Genomic DNA, 16,982 nt, shown 5'->3' with positions numbered 1-16,982 from the left:
TATATCGATCAGATCATAAACAACAGGCCTGTTGAAAGGCTTTTATTCAAAGACCCCGTGTCAAAAAAGAAAGTTGCTATCATTGATAAAGAAAAATGTGTTAAATGTATGAGTTGTTTTGATGAATGCCGGTTTGACTCTATTTTCTAACCTTTGCGGGACTGGCGGATTGAAGTAATGGGATGACGCGTTGTGAAAATTAAACGGTATGATGGATATGAAAAATGGAAAATATGTTGATATGCAAAAACAGTATGGGCACTTAACCGAGGAAGCGTTGAAACTTGGGGCAAGCTCCTGTAAGGTTATAGCGTCCGGGGAGATTCAGGTAAAGGATGACCTGGCAGCGCTATGCAACGGAGAGTATACCTGCCCGAATTTTGGTCTTGGTGCAAGTTGTCCCCCCCATGTAAAAGGCCCTGGTCAATTTAGAAAGTGGCAGGCGCTGAGCCGTTATTCCATTGTAGTGAAAATAGAATTACCCACATCGGTCATGTTTTCCAATGAACGAAACGGTGTGATGCGGCTGCTTCATCAGATAGTGGCCGGGGTAGAACAAAAAGCCATTGAAACGGGTTTTAAAAAGTCAAAAGCCTTTGCCGGAGGATCCTGTAAAGAGTTGTTTTGTGAGGATCAGGCAAATTGCTGTGTGCTGACGGAAAATGGACCCTGCCGTCATATTGAGTCTGCCCGCCCGTCCATGTCCGGATTTGGTATCGATGTCACGAAATTGATGGCGTCCTGCGGGTGGCAAGGTCAAAAAGCGGAAGAATCAGATGCGGCAGACAAGCAGTCTAGCAGCTGGGTAGCAGGCCTCGTCCTGCTTGCCTGAAAATGTAAATCATGACTATTTCAAAAAGCAATGCAAAAAGGGGGAAGACGGTATGCTAAAAGTGTATCTTGTGGGCTGCGTGTTCGTTCAATGGAGGGGGGTAAATAACCGCCATGAAATTTGATATCCCCTACATCCCGGACAGGGAGTACACCCATTTTATACAGCGCCACAGAGACCGGATCGACTCGGTTCACTTTGGACTCCACCAGGGACCTGTGCTCGATTCAAGGCTCAGGTTTAAGCAGGTTGACACCAAAAGACTTGCCCAACAGCTCAATGAGCTTTTGGTTCCCCATAGCTATTGTCTGTTGAACACACGGTTCATGGCACCCGACCTCTACTTTGACCCCCTGTTTTTGACCGGGATCATGGAAAATCTTGAGATACTCATGGAGGTCGCCAGCCTTGACGGAATTGTCTTTTGCGATGCTTATTTTCTAAATGCCCTCTCAAGCCATGGAGGAAACGCCCTTGGGGCGCTTGAGGCGGTTCCCGGCATCAATTGCATGATAGACTCCATGGACAAGGCCCGGGCCTACCTGGAACTGGTTGACCAAACCGCGTTCAAACCGCCGTCAAAACTTGTCCTGGACAGGTCATTGAACCGGAACCCCAAAGCCCTTGAAACCCTTGTGATCCAACTGAAAAAGGAGTATCCGGAGCTGAGGCTTGAACTCCTTGCCAACGAGGGATGCCTCTTTCATTGCCCGTTCAAGCCGGCCCACGATGCCCAGATATCGCTGAGCAACACCAGACTTGTCCGGGAACGGGGGCATGAGATTAACCGGGAGTGGGGGTGTATGAAGGTGTTGCTCAACAATCCAGAGCAACTGTTCAAGTCACCGTTCATCAGGCCGGAGGATATCGACGACTATTCTTCCCTGGTTGATACCATCAAAATATCGGGCAGGACCCTTGGCGCAGACTTTCTTAAAAACACCGTCTCAGCCTACATCCAAGGATCCTATGGGGGAAACCTCCTGGATCTTCTGGACGCCATGAATTGGATGGCGGACCATTTTTTTGTGGACAACAAAAAAATTTCAAAGCATGATGTCAACACATTGACAAATTGCACAAAAGAGTGCTCTCATTGTGAGCATTGTAAACAAATCCTTGATTCAACTACCCACAAAAAATCAATTCAATTCAACCGGTACACAAATCCTTGATGTAACCGTTGAAATCCACAAAATTATCGGATAAAATTGGTCATGGTTTTGGCAACCGGCTCAGGGGCGGGAAATTGTTCTTTTCCGTGTTCGATAATTTTCATGATCCATGCCATGTTTTTACCGAGAACCGCCATGATCTGTTTGCCTTCACCATCCTGCTCCATTTCCCCTGGGGCAAGGCCATGGGCCACATTCCAGTAGTTTGACGAGGGCATGATCATCTCGGAGTAATTGATATAATGATTAAGGGTGTCAACTGCGGGGATTCCTCCGGATCGTCTGACAGCGGCAACCCCAGCGCCGACTTTGTGCCGAAACAGGCCGCCGTTAACCGAAGAAACGAAAAAAGCCCTGTCAAGGAAAGATTTCATGGTCCCTGCAACACCGGAAAAATGGACAGGGGATCCAAACAGAATGCCGTCGGCCTCTTTCATCTTCTGAATCCATTCATTAACCGGATCATCTTCGATGGTACACGCTTCATTTTGGTTTTTTACACAGCCGTGACAGGCAATGCATCCTTGTATCTTTTTTTTGCCGACATGGATCATCTCCGTCTCAATACCGGCATTTTCCAGTTCTTCAAAAACCATGTTCATTGAACCGGCTGTATTCCCCTTTTTATTCGGGCTGCCATTAAATCCGACAACTTTCATTTTTATTCTCCTTTTTTTGTGATTATAATCAACCTTATCAATACCACAATTTGTGCTATTCCGGCAAATTCGTGTTCTGTTTACATTTCAATGGTATCGGCCAGCTCTGCAGGAAGGAAAAAATAATTGCCTGCCAGGTTTCTTTTTGGCAGCGCGTAATGATGACGGCAAAATATTTGTCTCCAGGGTCGTATCAAATCAATTTTGATAAAATTTAAAAACTGCTTATACTCTACACATGAAATTTTACAATAAATATATCCTGCCGAAACTGATCAATTGTGTCTGTTCTCAGGATGATATTGGCAGGATACGCAGACAATTGGTACCCATGGCCGAAGGAATAACCCTGGAAATCGGTATGGGATCGGGACTCAACCTGCCTTTTTATGATCCGTCCAAAATAGATCTGGTGATGGGATTGGAACCCATGGCGCAACTCAGGGAAATGGCTGAAAAAAAAGCCCTTGAACTTGCCTTTGAAGTCAATTTCATAGGATTGTCCGGAGAAGAAATCCCTTTGGAGAATCATTGTGTTGATACGGTACTGGTGACATACACCTTATGTTCCATCCCTGATATTTCTAAGGCCTTGAAAGAAATGAAACGGGTGTTAAAATCCAGCGGTAAATTGATTTTTTGCGAACATGGCAAATCACCGGATGACCATATTGCCAAATGGCAAAACAGGCTGAATCGGCCCTGGACAAAAATCAGCGGGGGGTGCCATTTAAACCGGCACATCCCCGAACTGATAAAAGAAAGCGGTTTTAAAATTGTAACCCTTGATGCCGGCTATAGCAGCCCGATGAAATTGCTAAGCTTCAACTACAAAGGGATCGCCGTCCCGGAGTAATCGGTGGGAAACTTACGTTTGAAAGGAAAAAAATGGGCAGCAAAGATTATATATTGATTATCGTTCTCTATGGATCTCTTCTTTCGGGGGTATTTTTCCCCCATATATCTGAAAAGATCTCTCCTTACATAAAATATCTGATGATGAGCATGCTCTTTTTATCCTTTATTAAAATTTCTCCGAAGGATGTGGGCAATGCCATGTTATCAAACCGAACCGGACTGATTTTGGGTCTGGTGCTTCGGTTGTTTATCACCCCCTGTATTGCCTATTATGTCACCTTGATGATTTATCCGCCGCTGTCCCTTCCGATTCTGCTGCTGGCCGGCGTATCCACGGGCGTATCATCACCGTTTTTCACCTCATTGTGCAAAGGTAACATTTCATACTGCCTGGTCATGGCCATTATAAGCAGCCTGATTGTTCCCGTCAGCCTGCCCTTTATTGTCAATCTGCTGGCCCAAAGCACACTGGATTATGATTTATTGGCAATGGCAATCTTTCTTACCATGATCATCTTTGTTCCCCTGGTTGCTGCATTTGGATTCAGGGCCATATCCCCGCATCTGCTGGATAGGGTTAACCGTATGGGATATCCCCTTTCACTGGTGGTGATTGCTGCAATCAATTTTGGTGCATTGGGGCGGTATGTCCCCTATTTAAAGGCAAATCCGGAACAAATCCTGTATTGTGCCATTTTTTCAATCGGCCTGGCTGTTCTTCTTGCCGGCATCGGTTGGTTATTTGAAAGGAAAAAACATTGGCCGGATAAAATGGCATCATCCGGAAGCCAGGTCTGGTTGAATAATGTAGTGATTATTGCCCTGGCCATTCAAATCGACCAACCTCTGGCAGCTACCTTGAGTGCCTTTTATTTTATTCCCCTGTATGGATTTGTAATCTTTTATTCGGTTCTTTCAAAACGCAGCACTTTACCAATCTTGACCCAAATGGCTTAAACTATTGAAGCCCAAAAAATAAAGCAGATGATCAACCGACTCAGCGGTGATAAAAAATATTGAGAAATAATCCGTGAACAGGTAGACTATTTATTTCCAGGGTCGTATCGTACAAATCAGTTCTGATAAAATTTAAAAAAGGGGTAAATAAATTATGATTTTAGGAATTTCCGGCAGCCCCAGACCAAAGGGAATTACAGCACATGCTGTAAAAAAAATACTTGAGGACTGTGAAGGAGAAACAAAATATATCTCTCTTGCGGGAAAGCATATCGGTGGTTGTATAAGCTGCCTTGGCTGTACCAAAGATAACCAATGCAAAGTTAACGATGATTTTCCCAAAATAGCGCAAGCAATGGTAGAAGCTGAGGCAATCGTATTTGGAATACCAAATTATTATGACGTACCGAATGGATTATCCCATTGCCTGTTAGAACGATGTTTTTGTTTCCGTCATCAAAGCGCATTTTTGTTAAAAGATAAACCCGCTATTATTTTTTCCACCGGCTATTCTGCTGATGAAGAAAACAGCCAGGTATTAAAAATAGTTGATCACTTTATGGTAATGAACAAGATGCCTGTTGTATCAAAGTTTTTAGTGGGTGCATTTTCTCAATGTTATACCTGCAAATACAGTAAGGACTGTGTGGACGGTAATGTCGTAAAAAACAATGGAATTGTCGATAAAATCACTCCCGATATGTTACCACCAAGATTTGATGAACAACCCGAATCAATTATTAAGTGTGAAAATGCGGCGCATGCGATAAACGCCACTATATAAAAATAAAAACCTTGAATATACATTAAGCAGTTTTCCCTGCTGTTTTTTGTATGAGCTTAGCTACGACCCGAGCAAATTAAAAAATCAACCCAAGATTTAGTCGCTTTTCTATTTTTGGGAAATATTATTTTTTGATTTGCATTTGGTATGGTGTTATATTATGGTTAATGAAAGTGAATGAATCAGCATTTTTTTTGATTGAAACACGATATTCTATTTCTCCCATCACACATATTTTAACAATAGCGAAAGGAGAACAATCATGCTTTGTAACCTTACCAAACTAAACGACAATGATCTTGATCAAATCCGATCACTGGAATCCGATTTAGGTGTTACAGTATTGGCTTTTTCCTGTCATGATGTACCACCAGCCACTTTGGAAGAAGAAAAGTTGGCTAAAATTCAACTGCTGGAAAAAAATATAGGGGTATCCCTGGTTGCCATCAGTCAATAAGGTTAGAACATCAGGGAAATTCAAGGTGTACTGGCGTGATACTTGGATGAATCTGTAAAAACGCTGCCATCAACTATACTGAACCCAGGGAAGCCAGGGCAACCCCTCTCTTAACCCTTGGCGCATGCGGTCAGCAGAACCTTGTCGGTAGCCTGCGCAACATCCAATCTAAATTGAATGACGTTCCGGTACACTATTTAAAAATTCATCGTCCAGTTTTTCCATGGCATTATCCACCATTTTAATCGCATCTTCTCTATCCTTTGGAAGCGTTGCATCAAACGTAACCGTGTTAATCCCATGGATACCTAAGTAAGCGGTATCAACTATTATAAGTTCAATAAATTTTTTTTGCTCCTCCAAAACTTCCAGTTCAGTTGCAGGAACGAATTTACCCATTTCAACATCTTTTGTCAGCTGGCTGTCACCAAAAGTGCCCATGGTTGTTATTGAGATCCCCATGGGTTTTGCCGCATTCATCAATTTTGCGTTGGCGATTGCATTTTCGATCCCTTTTCCTCTGCCGGCACCGCCGAATATAAGGATATCAATGTGTCTTATCCCAACTTTGTTCAACCTTCCCAACTGCTCATAAGAATCCTTGAGGCTGAATCCTTTATTCATATATTCAAGGGTTTCTTCATGCCCTGTTTCAGTCCCAATCCACAGGTCATTGATTCTCAAGTTACGCAGTTCTTCAAGTTCCTGGTCTGTCTTACTTTTGATGTTATTGATCGATGCATACATGGTGATAACTTCAACACCAGGAAAATATTTAATTATTAATTTTGCAATTGGTTTTAAACGCCGGGCAGATAAAACAAAGGCATCGCCATTCACCAGAAACACTCTTTTAACATCCCCATAAATCTCATTTGCTTCCTGCAGATCTTTTTCTATCTGCTCAATAGATTCCATTGAAAATTTGACATCTTTGTACATTGTGCAAAATGTGCATTTGTTATGTGTACACCCCACTGTAACCTGAAGCAGTAAACTTTTGGCCTCATACGGCGGTCGATATGTCGGTCCTGTATATTTCATTTTACCTCTCTATCGAAAGCAAGTTCTGGGTTATGTGGATAAGTTTATCAATGTCTGTTTTGGAGTAAGCATCCGGATGGGCAGGCCCGAAACTTTCCTTATCATTATCAAAATATTTTCCCGTAATACCCTTATACACTTCTGAGACTGCCAGATCATACAAAATATCAGCACCTTTATCGGCGGAAGACCAATATTGTCCATAGGCTTCTGCTGCCATTTTTGTATTAAGCAATGACCCGGGATTTACGGCAATTACAGCAATGCCTGGCATCGCTTGGGCCAGATGAAAACTCCACATGGTTAATGCCAGTTTGCTTTGTGCATAAGCCTCTGCCTGGGATAAATTTGCTTTTCCCGATAATGCGTCATGGGATACACAAGATTGTGCTGCCGAGCTTAAATTTATTATACGGGGATCTATCCCATTATTGAGCAAAGGTATCAAATTGCCGGTAAGGAAATATGGCGCTAAATAGTTCACAAGAAACCGTATATCCAAACCTTGTTTATCATGGGATTCAGGGCTTTTAAAAACTCCTGCATTATTGATGAGGATATCAATTTTCGGCAGATCCTTATTTATTTGATCCGCCATTTGTTTTACGGCATCTAAGTCTGAGAAATCCGCTGTAAATCCATCAACGTTTTCGTTTTTTGTTATAGATTTTATTTCAGATATTACTGAATGAAGTTTTTCAGAATCTCGCCCATGCACATAAACGGCATGACCATCACCGGCCAGTTTTATTGCGGCAAGTTTTCCAATACCATCTGTGCTGCCTGTTATTAAAATGGTCTTTTGCATTTTTTGTCTCCTGATTCAAAACGTATTAATGTGTACAACCTCGGCAACGGACTAAATTTCTACAACCACCTTACCAATAGCTTGTCCGCTGGTCAGACGGTCGTATGCGTCCCCGACCTCCATGAGGCCAAACCGTTTTTCATCCAGCAGTGGCTGCAGTGCACCGGCGTCTACAATATCACTAAGCTTGGCCAAAATTTTACCGTGTTCTTCCCGCTTGTAGTTATGCAGCATAGGAATCAACATAAAGACAACATGGATTGACAAGCCTTTAAGGTGAGCCGGCGTCAGATCCAGTTCCAACATTGATACGGTTGTGGCGACACTCCCATTCAGTGCGGCTGCTTCAAAGGAAGCGGTCAGATTGGCCCCGCCAACAGAATCGAAAATGACTTCGAAACCTGCGCCATCGGTATACTTTGTGACATAATCCGAGACCTTCTCAGTTCGATAGTCAATGGCTGTGGCACCATATTGCTCAATGATACCCATCTTCTTGCCGCCACTGCATGTTGCATAGACGTCAGCCCCAAAGTGTCTGGCCAATTGCACGGCAACATGTCCCACGCCGCCCGCACCGCCGTGAACCAAAACTTTCTGATCGGCGTGAATATTCGCTCTTTGCAAACCTTCATAGGCGGTAATACCTACCAGAGGCAGCGCTGCAGCCTCGCGCATCGAAAGGGATTTGGGTTTGTGGGCAATCAATCTGGCATCGGCCAGCATGTACTCTGCAAGTGTGCCTTGCAGATCTGCAAGCCCCCCTGCGCAGCCATAGACTTCATCACCCGGAGCAAAGTTGGTTACCCCCTCACCAATAGCGTCTACGGTACCGGCAAAGTCCATACCAAGCACTGCGGGCAGATCAGGTGAAAGCGGCAGGTTTTCCTGTCCCAGTTGACGGATCATTGTGTCAACCGTGTTCACACTGGTTGCGGCGACTCGTAGGACCACATGTCCAGCCTTTACAGAAGGCTGGGGTAACTGGGTTAATTGGAATTGGGCGTTTTCACCATATTCATTAAGAATCATTGCTTTCATAAAATTTTTACTCCTTTATTTATCTGTCAGTTGCTGTAATAAAAAACTTCATTCATCTAATACAGAATGTATTATACCTTCTTTTTTGTTGACAGCATGCAATATAAAACGTAAACACATTCACATCAAGTAGGCACTATTTAATCATGTAGTATCAAAAAGTATACTAAAGAGGAAAATCAATGGGTCACGACACATATGATTGCAACAAAGGGTGCCCGGTTGAGGCAACATTAGAACTGATCGGCGGAAAATGGAAAGGAATTATCCTGTATCATCTGCTTGAAAAAACATACCGGTTCGGAGAACTGAAAAAGGTCATGCCGGGGATCACTCAGCGTATGCTGACAAAACAACTCCGCGAACTGGAAAGTGACGGCATTATCAATCGTAAAGTATATGCCCAGGTTCCCCCCAAGGTGGAATACTCGCTTACAAAAATTGGAGAAAGCTTAAGAAGCGTCTTGCTGATGATGCGCGACTGGGGAATAAAACATTTCAAAATGTAAACGGATTCCCAAACCACAATATCATGTCCCTTAAAGAACAACTATCCACATTTAAAACACAAAGACTGTCCCAGATTCCGGAAGACATCCAGAAAACCATGTTTGAGGATCTGAAAAAGCTGAGTGAATCAGGCCTTATCGAAGGCGCTGCAGGATATTAAGGATGACGGTATCACATTGGCGGATTTAAACAACAATGCAAAGGTATTTTTGACATAGCAACCGTTATTGACATAGCAACCGTGATTGCCACTGCGTCCCGTCCGGATACCATGGAATGGGTAAAAAGAATGGGTGCCGACCATGTAATCAATCATCGAGAATCACTGAAGGATCAGGTCAAGGCCCTTAACCTTGAACCCCGATACGTCGCTTCCCTTAATCACAGCAGGAAAGCGGCCGCGTCATCGAAAAAAATGTACTCGATGGTTTTTAGCTAGGTTTCCCACCGGTTCTAATCATATAAAACCATTTTTTAATTATATTTAATCAATCAATTGAATAGGGCTTTTGGTACCTGATGTCTAAGACCACCGCCCCCATAACCGGATAGGATTATTTTCCACCAACATGGCCGGCTGGCATAAAAGTTGAAAAATCTCTTTGTATAACACCATTATTTAATATATGGTGCCAGACAATTTTGCTTGAATCTTGCTTAATCCTTTATATTAGGAGAAACCCAGAATATGTTTACAAAAAGGTGTGTTGCTTTTCTCTTTTTTTTCAGTATTTTTTTAACACCCACAGTTTCCAGTGTTCTGGCTTCCCATTCAATAAAATTGCCCGCCCCTTCAACAAACGAACTCTCTGTCCCCCCTGTTGAACTGCCGGATATTCAAATTGTAAAAGGAACCGTTAAAAAGGGAGATACGATCTCTTCCCTGCTCAATAATTATCTTCCCCTGAAAACCATATATGCCCTGGACAGGCAAAGCGCGGATATCTTTTCATTGCGCCGTATCAACAAGGGTCACTGCTACAAAATCATTTTGCAGGAAGGGAACCTGACCGGATTTGAATATGAGATAGACCGAGAAAACAAATTGGTCATTCAAAAGGGAAACCAGGGTTTTTCCATCAACCAGATCCCAATCGATTATGATGTAAGTCTTGAAATGGTTGTTGCCACAATTGACTACAGCTTGTTTGAAGCCGTCAGAAAATCAGGAGAGCGAAGCGAACTTGCCTGGAAACTATCTGATATCTTTGCCTGGGATATTGATTTTATCAGGGACATTCAACCCGGTGACCGATTCAAGGTCCTTGTGGAAAAAAGATACCAGGAAGGAAAGCTCGCGGGTTATGGAAAGATACAGGCTGCCGTTTTTATCAATAAGGGCAACCGTTTTGACGCTTTTTTACATAAAAATTCAAATGGCGTGTCAGGATACTATGACGGAAAAGGGAACTCTCTTCAAAAAGCATTTCTAAAGGCACCCCTTGCATTTTCTCGAATCTCCTCCAAATTTACCGCCAAAAGGTTGCATCCCATATTACACACGGTTCGTGCCCACCCGGGAGTGGATTATGCCGCCCCAATGGGAACCCCCATAAAAACCGTTGGAGACGGTATCATCACGGGAATCGGATACAGCAAGACCAGGGGAAACTATGTCATTATCCGTCATTGTAATGGATACGTCACCCGGTATTACCATATGAGCAAATTTGCCAAGGGCATGAAAAAGAATAAAAGGGTTCTGCAAGGAGAGATCATCGGGCATGTGGGGATGACAGGATTGGCCACAGGGCCCCATCTGTGCTTTGGCATAAAGAAAAATGGCAAATTGCTGGACCCCCTCACCTACAATGCCCCCTCGGCAACCCCGGTCAATCCCCTTGAAATGGAACAATTTCTGGCAAAAGCACAGAAACTATCCCAAAGAATGATAGCGGCCCATAAACAGGATTCTCCAAACAAGGAATCCGTATAGGCCTGTCTGTATAGGAAGGGATACCTGAAATTTTTCCTGCTTTCCCTATTCACACTCAATTTGAAGGAAGTTCCCGTTAAACCCGATCACATCCCCGGCATAAATTTTATTGCGCTTCCGGGTTTCCACCCGACCGTTCACGGTCACAAGCCCATCGCCAACAAAGTGCTTGGCTTCCCACCGCTTCTGATGGCATCGGCCCGAAGCCGCCCCTGAACATAGAGGGACAGCGCGGCAATGGCCTTGTCGCACACGGCAAACACCGGTATTCCTTTGTCCATCAAGGCATTCCGTAAGGGATCATAGAGATTGTTTTTTATACCTGCTGCTGAGAAACACTTCTAAATAGTAAAAAATCCGGCCAACCAATAATGCCACGAAGGCTGGCAAATAAAAATCTGCCAAAGCATCATTTCCGCCGGTTTAAGATGGTTCTTCTTTTGTTTCAAATGACAGGTTGACGGGTTCAGACCTGGTGGATTTTTTCGAAACCATACGGATATCAAGGGGTTTGTTGAGATCCACATGTACATCTTGCTGGGGAAATGCGATTATAATCCCTGCTTTTCTGAACTCACTGTCAATTGTCTTAAGTAATTTATGGCGCATCTTTGTCCAGTCTTCGATGTCTTTGATAAAAACCCGGGCTTCATAATCAAGGGAATTGTCACCGAACCCGAGAAATAAGATACTTGGTTCAGGGGTCTTGAGTATTAGAGGATTGCTTTGAACGGCCTTCATCATAAGCTGTTCCGCCAGATCCGTATCAGCCCCATAAACCAGGCCCACCGGCACCTTTATACGGAGGACCTGATCGGACAGGGTCCAGTTGATGAGCCGACCGGTTATAAATTCTTTGTTGGGGACAATAAGCTCTTTTCTATCCCAGTCTAGGATGGTGGTTGCCCGGATCTGAATCCGGGTCACCGTACCATCTACTTCGCCGATGGTAACCGTGTCCCCCAACCGGAAAGGTCTTTCAAACAACACAATCAGGCCGCAGATAAAGTTGGCAACGATTTCCTGCAAACCGAAACCAAGTCCCACGGAGAGTGCCGCAGCCAACCATTGCAGATTGGACCAGCGGATGCCGATGGCGTTTAATGCAATTAAAACACCCAGGGCGGTTATAGCATATCTGCAGACAGTGAAGCTGGCGTAGCGGGCACCGGGATCCATCTGTAAACGGTTCAGCAGAATTATTTCCACCAGGCCGGGTAAATTACGGACGGCAACAAAGGTTACAAAGACCATGCCACCCCCCATGACAAGGTTCCCCAGTGTGATAGCGACGGTTTTTTCAACACCATTCACCACGGTGTTATAACTCCAGAAATGGATATCCTGTAAAATATGGAATGCCGGAAAAAACGAATCCCATATGTGCCAAAGACACGTCAGGAGAATGATGAAGACAACCAGTTTCAGAATGGAACGAGTATGTGCATCAATTTCATTCATTTTTACAGTGGGCGCAATCATTGCAGGCCTGGAACCGTCGTTTTCACTCCCAACACGTTCACCGAGTGAACTTGTTTTTTCATGCAGTGCCTTGCTCTCAATTGTTTTTTTTGCAACAACCCCTCGACGGGCCAGTTTCAAAGCTCTCAGGGCAAGGGCGTAGAGGAGAAACACCCATACAGATATCGCAAAGGTTTTGTTGACCAGAAAACGCAGTTCAAGTGAAGAGTAATAATATCCGTTTAAGGCCAGCCATAGAATAAAGAGGGGGAAAAGCACGACAAAGGGATACCAGAGGTACCTCAAGCGACACAGCAGGCTTTGGGGGGTTTTTTCAATCAATAAGGCTGTGATGCCTTTTTTAAATCTAAGGGTGCGTGCAAAGAACAGGGATATGGCCAGGGACTGAATCAAAATGGCCAATGTAGCAATATGGTCGCTAAATTCATAATCAGGAAAGCTTTTCATGGTCGCCACAAGAAATGCAGATATGGTTTCGATGGGGATCAGCCAGGTTAAATTCCACTTCAGGGTTTTCCGAACAGACTCCGGCCATTGGAAATGTGCCCGGGCCAGGCCTTCACAGCGACAGATATGATAAAGAAAGATCCAAAAGAAAAGAACCATGGCAGCATAAATCAGACCACTGGCAAAGGCTTGACTGTTCCGATCAGCTCCGGGTAGGTTTGATAATTGAATTGCCGGTAAAGCCAGTAGAAAAGGCCAGCAAACAGACAGAAACAATGTCAGTCCCACGGTTTTGATCGTCACTAAAAAAGTATCTTCATGCTGCTCATCAATGCTTCCTGCCGCCATTTTCATTTTTTTAACGGTCCATCTTTGACTGGCAAATAAAAAGGTAGTCATGAGCAGACCGATGAACCAGGAGAACGGATTGTGGTGGAATGACCGGCCAGTATCCTTTACTACTCTGCCCCAGTAGTCATAACTGAAAAACAATTCCAAAGAGCGGTTCAGTTTTTGAAAATAATCTATTTGGATCGGTTTCGAACTGGGGATCCAGATCAGATGGCGCTCCAGAAGTTCCTCGAAACTTTCTGCGGTATTGACCAGTTTCTTTTTGGCGAATTCGATATCCTGTATCAGGGTGATCACCCGGTCATACCCGGATTTTAATTTTATGATGAGATCCATACGATTCGTTAGCAGCTCATGAATCTTCAATCCAAGTGACTGCTGCTCAGCATCCGAAAGATTGCCCAGGGAATTGGTTAGGGTTTCAGCCATAAACCCGGGTGCTGAAAGTTCTCTCGTATTCCGTTCAAGGACAATCTGTCTTTCGCTGATGTCACTAATCCTGATCAACTGGGCTCTGGAATCAGCCGAATACTGATCCACATTCGGCAAATTGAAGCTCTGGGTGCGCAGGGCCAACCCGATAACCTCGGTGAGCATTTCCAGATCCACCCGTTTCTTTGCTGTTTCAAACTCATCCTCCAGATTTTTAAGACTGGCTTCATGGGCCTTGTGTTCTTCGGATAACCGGGTCTCATCCCTGACAAGAGCTTCAAGCTCTTTGCTTAATTGTACGTTGATATAAAATTGGTCCTGGACTATCTTGGGCCCAAGGGGAGCGTCCAGTATTGCGTCCCGGGCATCTTCGCTTGCCTGAAAGGCCTCCTGCTCTCGCCGTTTCTGAACCTCGGCCTTTAATTGTTGAAACCGTTTTTTGAGGTGTGCAACTGATCTGCGTGCAAGGTCCTGTTCCGCCCGGAACAACTCCACAAGAAGATTATAATTTAGTTTCCGCTGTTCCTTTAAATTTATTTCTGAGGTTAGCTTTTCCTGTTCGGCTTTAAGAGAAACTATTCGGGTACGATTGAACACATCTGTCCTTTCCGTATTGGACAATTGACCCAAATTAGTTTGAACTTCTTTCAGCCTGCTGGTTTTGAGTATAATCTGCTCCGGAAGCTCTTGGGTGGTATTTTTTTCCAATGCCAGGCGGTCACTCCATTCTTTGAATGCGGTTTGTGCTGCTGCAAGTCTTATTTGGGTCCGCTGCACACGTTGTTCCAGGGCCAACTTGCCCGTTCCCTGGATATTATTCGGGGCATTTTTCATGGACAAACTGCTTTTTAACTGGTCCTCCAACTGGTTTAACCGCTCAGGAGCTGTCCGGATCAATCGTGAGAGTTCCACAGCCTTTTGACTGCTGATGTCTGCCATTTCTAAATAAATAATGGCCTGATCAATGTGCGCAAGGCTGCTGTTTTTTACAGTCCCATCGATATCCCCCATGCCTTCGATCATTATACGTTTGGATTTAAGCTCCTCCATGGAGAAGCGTGATGCCTGATTGGCAGTTGAAGGAAGCGTTGCTGATAGCTGCTCACAAATTGACGGCAGCGTTAAGAAAGCCTGCGCTATCGAAACAAGAATGATAAGACCGATTCGTGTTATTTTTTTTTCCAACATGATATGTCACTTTCCGTTGTTACGATTCATCACAAATAAGACCTGGATACTTTCTGATGATCCAGAGAATGGCAAGAACTCTTGGCGTGAAAATACCGGCAAAATTTCCCCAGTGCTCTTTTCTGAAGATGGTCCATAGTTTTATTTCTTTTATTTGAAGGTCAGATCTATGTGCCTAAAAATCATTATCAGTAAAAATATAATTGGGCAACAATCAATTTTGATCCTCCCCCAATATTATGGATATCCTGTTGGGACTTGATAATAAATTTCAGGAAAAAAAAGATGCTTTTGGATCGATGAAAAGCTGCTAATCAATATTCAGGCCTGCTTTACTCAGCCCTTTGACAACACGATCGACAATTTCCTTGAATTTGATATAGCGCCCTATTAATATCCGACCTTTACTTGGAAAATCCGGCTTGAGTTCAAGCAACCTGTTCACATACGCTTCTGCTTTTTCAGATTGCCCCAAAAGACCCAGCGTTGATGCCTTGACCAGGGGATACCAGAATAAATAAGGCATTTGGAGTTTCATTGTTTCTGCATAGGCGCCTTCATAATCCTTTTGGCGAAGACAATTTACCCAAAGGGGATAGTGGACCAAAGGGGAATAGTATGGATTCCTTTTCATAGACTTTTTTATCAGAGCCGTTCCCTTTTCCCAGTCCCCTGAAAGGGTCATGACATAGCCAAAAAAATCTGCGTTTAAAGGCGACCCTGAACTCAGTTTCAACGCCCTGCTGACGGCCTCTTTTGCCAGAGACACATGATCGGACAACAGATAGATAAAAGCCAGTATTACCCATGCCCTCTGATCAGCAGGGGAGATTTGAATCCCTTTTTCTGCATATTTAAGTGCTTTTTCAAGGGGAGTATCAAAACCGGAAAAACCCAGACCATAAATATTTGCATAAAGCTGGCCCAATAGAAACCAGACCTGCCCGCAATCCGGATGATTAATTATTGCATGGTTCAAGGATTCCATTGCATTCAAAAATGCCTCCGGGGTCAAGGTTTTATCATATTCATAAAACATCAGGATGGCCTCATAGGCGGTAAGGCTGTCCAATGGTTTGTTTTTTGATTCATTGAACAGGCGCGTGGGTATGATCCCGTGGCGATCAAAGAGGTTGACGGCAATATTTTGTGCCGTGTCCTCCTGGAATTCCAGCATGGTTTTTGCACCGATACTCATCCGGTAGTTATCTCCCCAAATATGCCTGCCTGTTTTTGCGTCTGTCAACTGACAGGAAATTTTGACGTCTGTAATATTTTTATACACATTCCCATAAAGCGTAAATCTGGGGATTTCTTTTTGAACCGATTGCCTTGCTTCCTTTGTCGCATGTAATACTTTTATTTCCTGATAGCGGGATAGTTCAATGGCCAGGTCAGAAGCAAATCCCATTCCTATAATTTCATTTTCCAAATCTCCTGTCAGGTTGTTAAAGGAAAGTATTTCTACCGCAGGCGATTTTTCCATAAAAATTTTATCTGAATCTTTATCAATCTTTTCCAGACCTGTCACGGGGACTATTTGATTAATAAATACAGGAAGGTAACTTCCCTTTGGAATCTCTATGCGCAAGGGATCCTTTTGACCTGCCATCAAATAATATCTTTCCAGGGCCTGACGCAGTTTCCCCGCCTGAATACTTACAATCGGATTTGAATTGGGATCAAAGTCATCCCTCCGATTGAAAACTTTCCGTGCTATTGTGTACCCTTTAAGTTCATGGGATTTACCGCTGACTGTTTGTGAAATAATAAAATTAAATAACTTGCGCTGACTGGCTGTGGCATGAAATTCAGTGCTGGTCATAATCTTTACCAGTTGCTCCGTAACTTTATCATATCCCTGGATATCGAAATTTTTTTTTGGATTCTTTGGATATATATTATTTTTATTATTATTCAGTCGCATTATTGTCACCTTTCTACTATCAATGATACGTATATGTGGGTGAACATGATAATTCAGAAGACATCCCCATCCATTTTCAGAGAACTCATAATAT

The 16,982-nt window shown here is 43.7% G+C and carries 16 protein-coding genes; 9 read left to right on the top strand and 7 right to left on the bottom strand.

Features of this window, described 5'->3' with window-relative positions:
* Positions 1-57: 57 nt before the first annotated feature.
* From ACZ45G_RS01775 to ACZ45G_RS01765, 3 genes are all read left to right on the top strand, one after another.
* Positions 58-150 (top strand): 4Fe-4S binding protein, encoded by a 93-nt coding sequence (locus tag ACZ45G_RS01775; protein WP_464174906.1) that lies wholly within the window; start codon positions 58-60, stop codon positions 148-150.
* A gap of 91 nt (positions 151-241) precedes the next feature.
* Positions 242-832 (top strand): DUF2284 domain-containing protein, encoded by a 591-nt coding sequence (locus ACZ45G_RS01770; RefSeq protein ID WP_464174905.1) that lies wholly within the window; start codon positions 242-244, stop codon positions 830-832.
* A gap of 113 nt (positions 833-945) precedes the next feature.
* Complete coding sequence (locus ACZ45G_RS01765) at positions 946-2,007, top strand: hypothetical protein (RefSeq protein ID WP_464174904.1); 1,062 nt, start codon at positions 946-948, stop codon at positions 2,005-2,007.
* Between the two features lie 23 nt (positions 2,008-2,030).
* Here ACZ45G_RS01765 and ACZ45G_RS01760 read toward each other — a convergent pair whose 3' ends face one another.
* Positions 2,031-2,666, bottom strand: coding sequence for a flavodoxin family protein (locus tag ACZ45G_RS01760; RefSeq protein ID WP_464174902.1), 636 nt, complete (start codon positions 2,664-2,666; stop codon positions 2,031-2,033).
* Positions 2,667-2,904: 238 nt separating this feature from the next.
* Between ACZ45G_RS01760 and ACZ45G_RS01755 the strand changes: the two genes are divergently transcribed.
* From ACZ45G_RS01755 to ACZ45G_RS01740, 4 genes are all read left to right on the top strand, one after another.
* On the top strand, positions 2,905-3,522 hold the full coding sequence (locus ACZ45G_RS01755) for a class I SAM-dependent methyltransferase (RefSeq protein WP_464174901.1): 618 nt from the start codon (positions 2,905-2,907) through the stop codon (positions 3,520-3,522).
* A gap of 32 nt (positions 3,523-3,554) precedes the next feature.
* Positions 3,555-4,481 carry a bile acid:sodium symporter family protein gene (locus ACZ45G_RS01750; RefSeq protein WP_464174900.1) on the top strand — a complete coding sequence of 309 codons (927 nt, stop codon included), beginning with the start codon at positions 3,555-3,557 and terminating at the stop codon, positions 4,479-4,481.
* 154 nt (positions 4,482-4,635) lie between these two features.
* A complete protein-coding gene (locus ACZ45G_RS01745) occupies positions 4,636-5,265 on the top strand; it encodes a flavodoxin family protein (protein ID WP_464174898.1) in 630 nt (209 codons plus the stop codon).
* 262 nt (positions 5,266-5,527) lie between these two features.
* On the top strand, positions 5,528-5,722 hold the full coding sequence (locus ACZ45G_RS01740) for a hypothetical protein (RefSeq protein ID WP_464174897.1): 195 nt from the start codon (positions 5,528-5,530) through the stop codon (positions 5,720-5,722).
* Positions 5,723-5,890: 168 nt separating this feature from the next.
* Here the strand turns inward: ACZ45G_RS01740 and ACZ45G_RS01735 are convergent, their stop codons facing one another.
* The 3 genes from ACZ45G_RS01735 to ACZ45G_RS01725 are packed head-to-tail and all read right to left on the bottom strand — an operon-like array spanning position 5,891 to position 8,615.
* Positions 5,891-6,766, bottom strand: coding sequence for a radical SAM protein (locus ACZ45G_RS01735; RefSeq protein WP_464174896.1), 876 nt, complete (start codon positions 6,764-6,766; stop codon positions 5,891-5,893).
* Position 6,767: 1 nt separating this feature from the next.
* On the bottom strand, positions 6,768-7,574 hold the full coding sequence (locus ACZ45G_RS01730; protein ID WP_464174894.1) for an SDR family NAD(P)-dependent oxidoreductase: 807 nt from the start codon (positions 7,572-7,574) through the stop codon (positions 6,768-6,770).
* A gap of 51 nt (positions 7,575-7,625) precedes the next feature.
* On the bottom strand, positions 7,626-8,615 hold the full coding sequence (locus ACZ45G_RS01725; RefSeq protein ID WP_464174893.1) for a zinc-dependent alcohol dehydrogenase family protein: 990 nt from the start codon (positions 8,613-8,615) through the stop codon (positions 7,626-7,628).
* Between the two features lie 182 nt (positions 8,616-8,797).
* Between ACZ45G_RS01725 and ACZ45G_RS01720 the strand changes: the two genes are divergently transcribed.
* On the top strand, positions 8,798-9,124 hold the full coding sequence (locus ACZ45G_RS01720; RefSeq protein WP_464174892.1) for a winged helix-turn-helix transcriptional regulator: 327 nt from the start codon (positions 8,798-8,800) through the stop codon (positions 9,122-9,124).
* A 689-nt stretch (positions 9,125-9,813) separates the two neighbouring features.
* Positions 9,814-11,061 carry a peptidoglycan DD-metalloendopeptidase family protein gene (locus ACZ45G_RS01715; protein WP_464174891.1) on the top strand — a complete coding sequence of 416 codons (1,248 nt, stop codon included), beginning with the start codon at positions 9,814-9,816 and terminating at the stop codon, positions 11,059-11,061.
* 45 nt (positions 11,062-11,106) lie between these two features.
* Here the strand turns inward: ACZ45G_RS01715 and ACZ45G_RS01710 are convergent, their stop codons facing one another.
* From ACZ45G_RS01710 to ACZ45G_RS01700, 3 genes are all read right to left on the bottom strand, one after another.
* Positions 11,107-11,313 carry an RNA-binding S4 domain-containing protein gene (locus ACZ45G_RS01710; protein ID WP_464174890.1) on the bottom strand — a complete coding sequence of 69 codons (207 nt, stop codon included), beginning with the start codon at positions 11,311-11,313 and terminating at the stop codon, positions 11,107-11,109.
* A gap of 171 nt (positions 11,314-11,484) precedes the next feature.
* Entirely contained in the window at positions 11,485-14,961 is a 3,477-nt protein-coding gene (locus tag ACZ45G_RS01705) for a mechanosensitive ion channel domain-containing protein (RefSeq protein ID WP_464174889.1), read from the bottom strand.
* A 310-nt stretch (positions 14,962-15,271) separates the two neighbouring features.
* Positions 15,272-16,888 (bottom strand): hypothetical protein, encoded by a 1,617-nt coding sequence (locus tag ACZ45G_RS01700; protein WP_464174888.1) that lies wholly within the window; start codon positions 16,886-16,888, stop codon positions 15,272-15,274.
* Positions 16,889-16,982: the final 94 nt, after the last annotated feature.

Source organism: Desulfoconvexum algidum (assembly GCF_055382125.1).
Note: the sequence above shows the minus strand (reverse complement) of the source record. Positions and strands in the feature narration are given on the sequence as shown.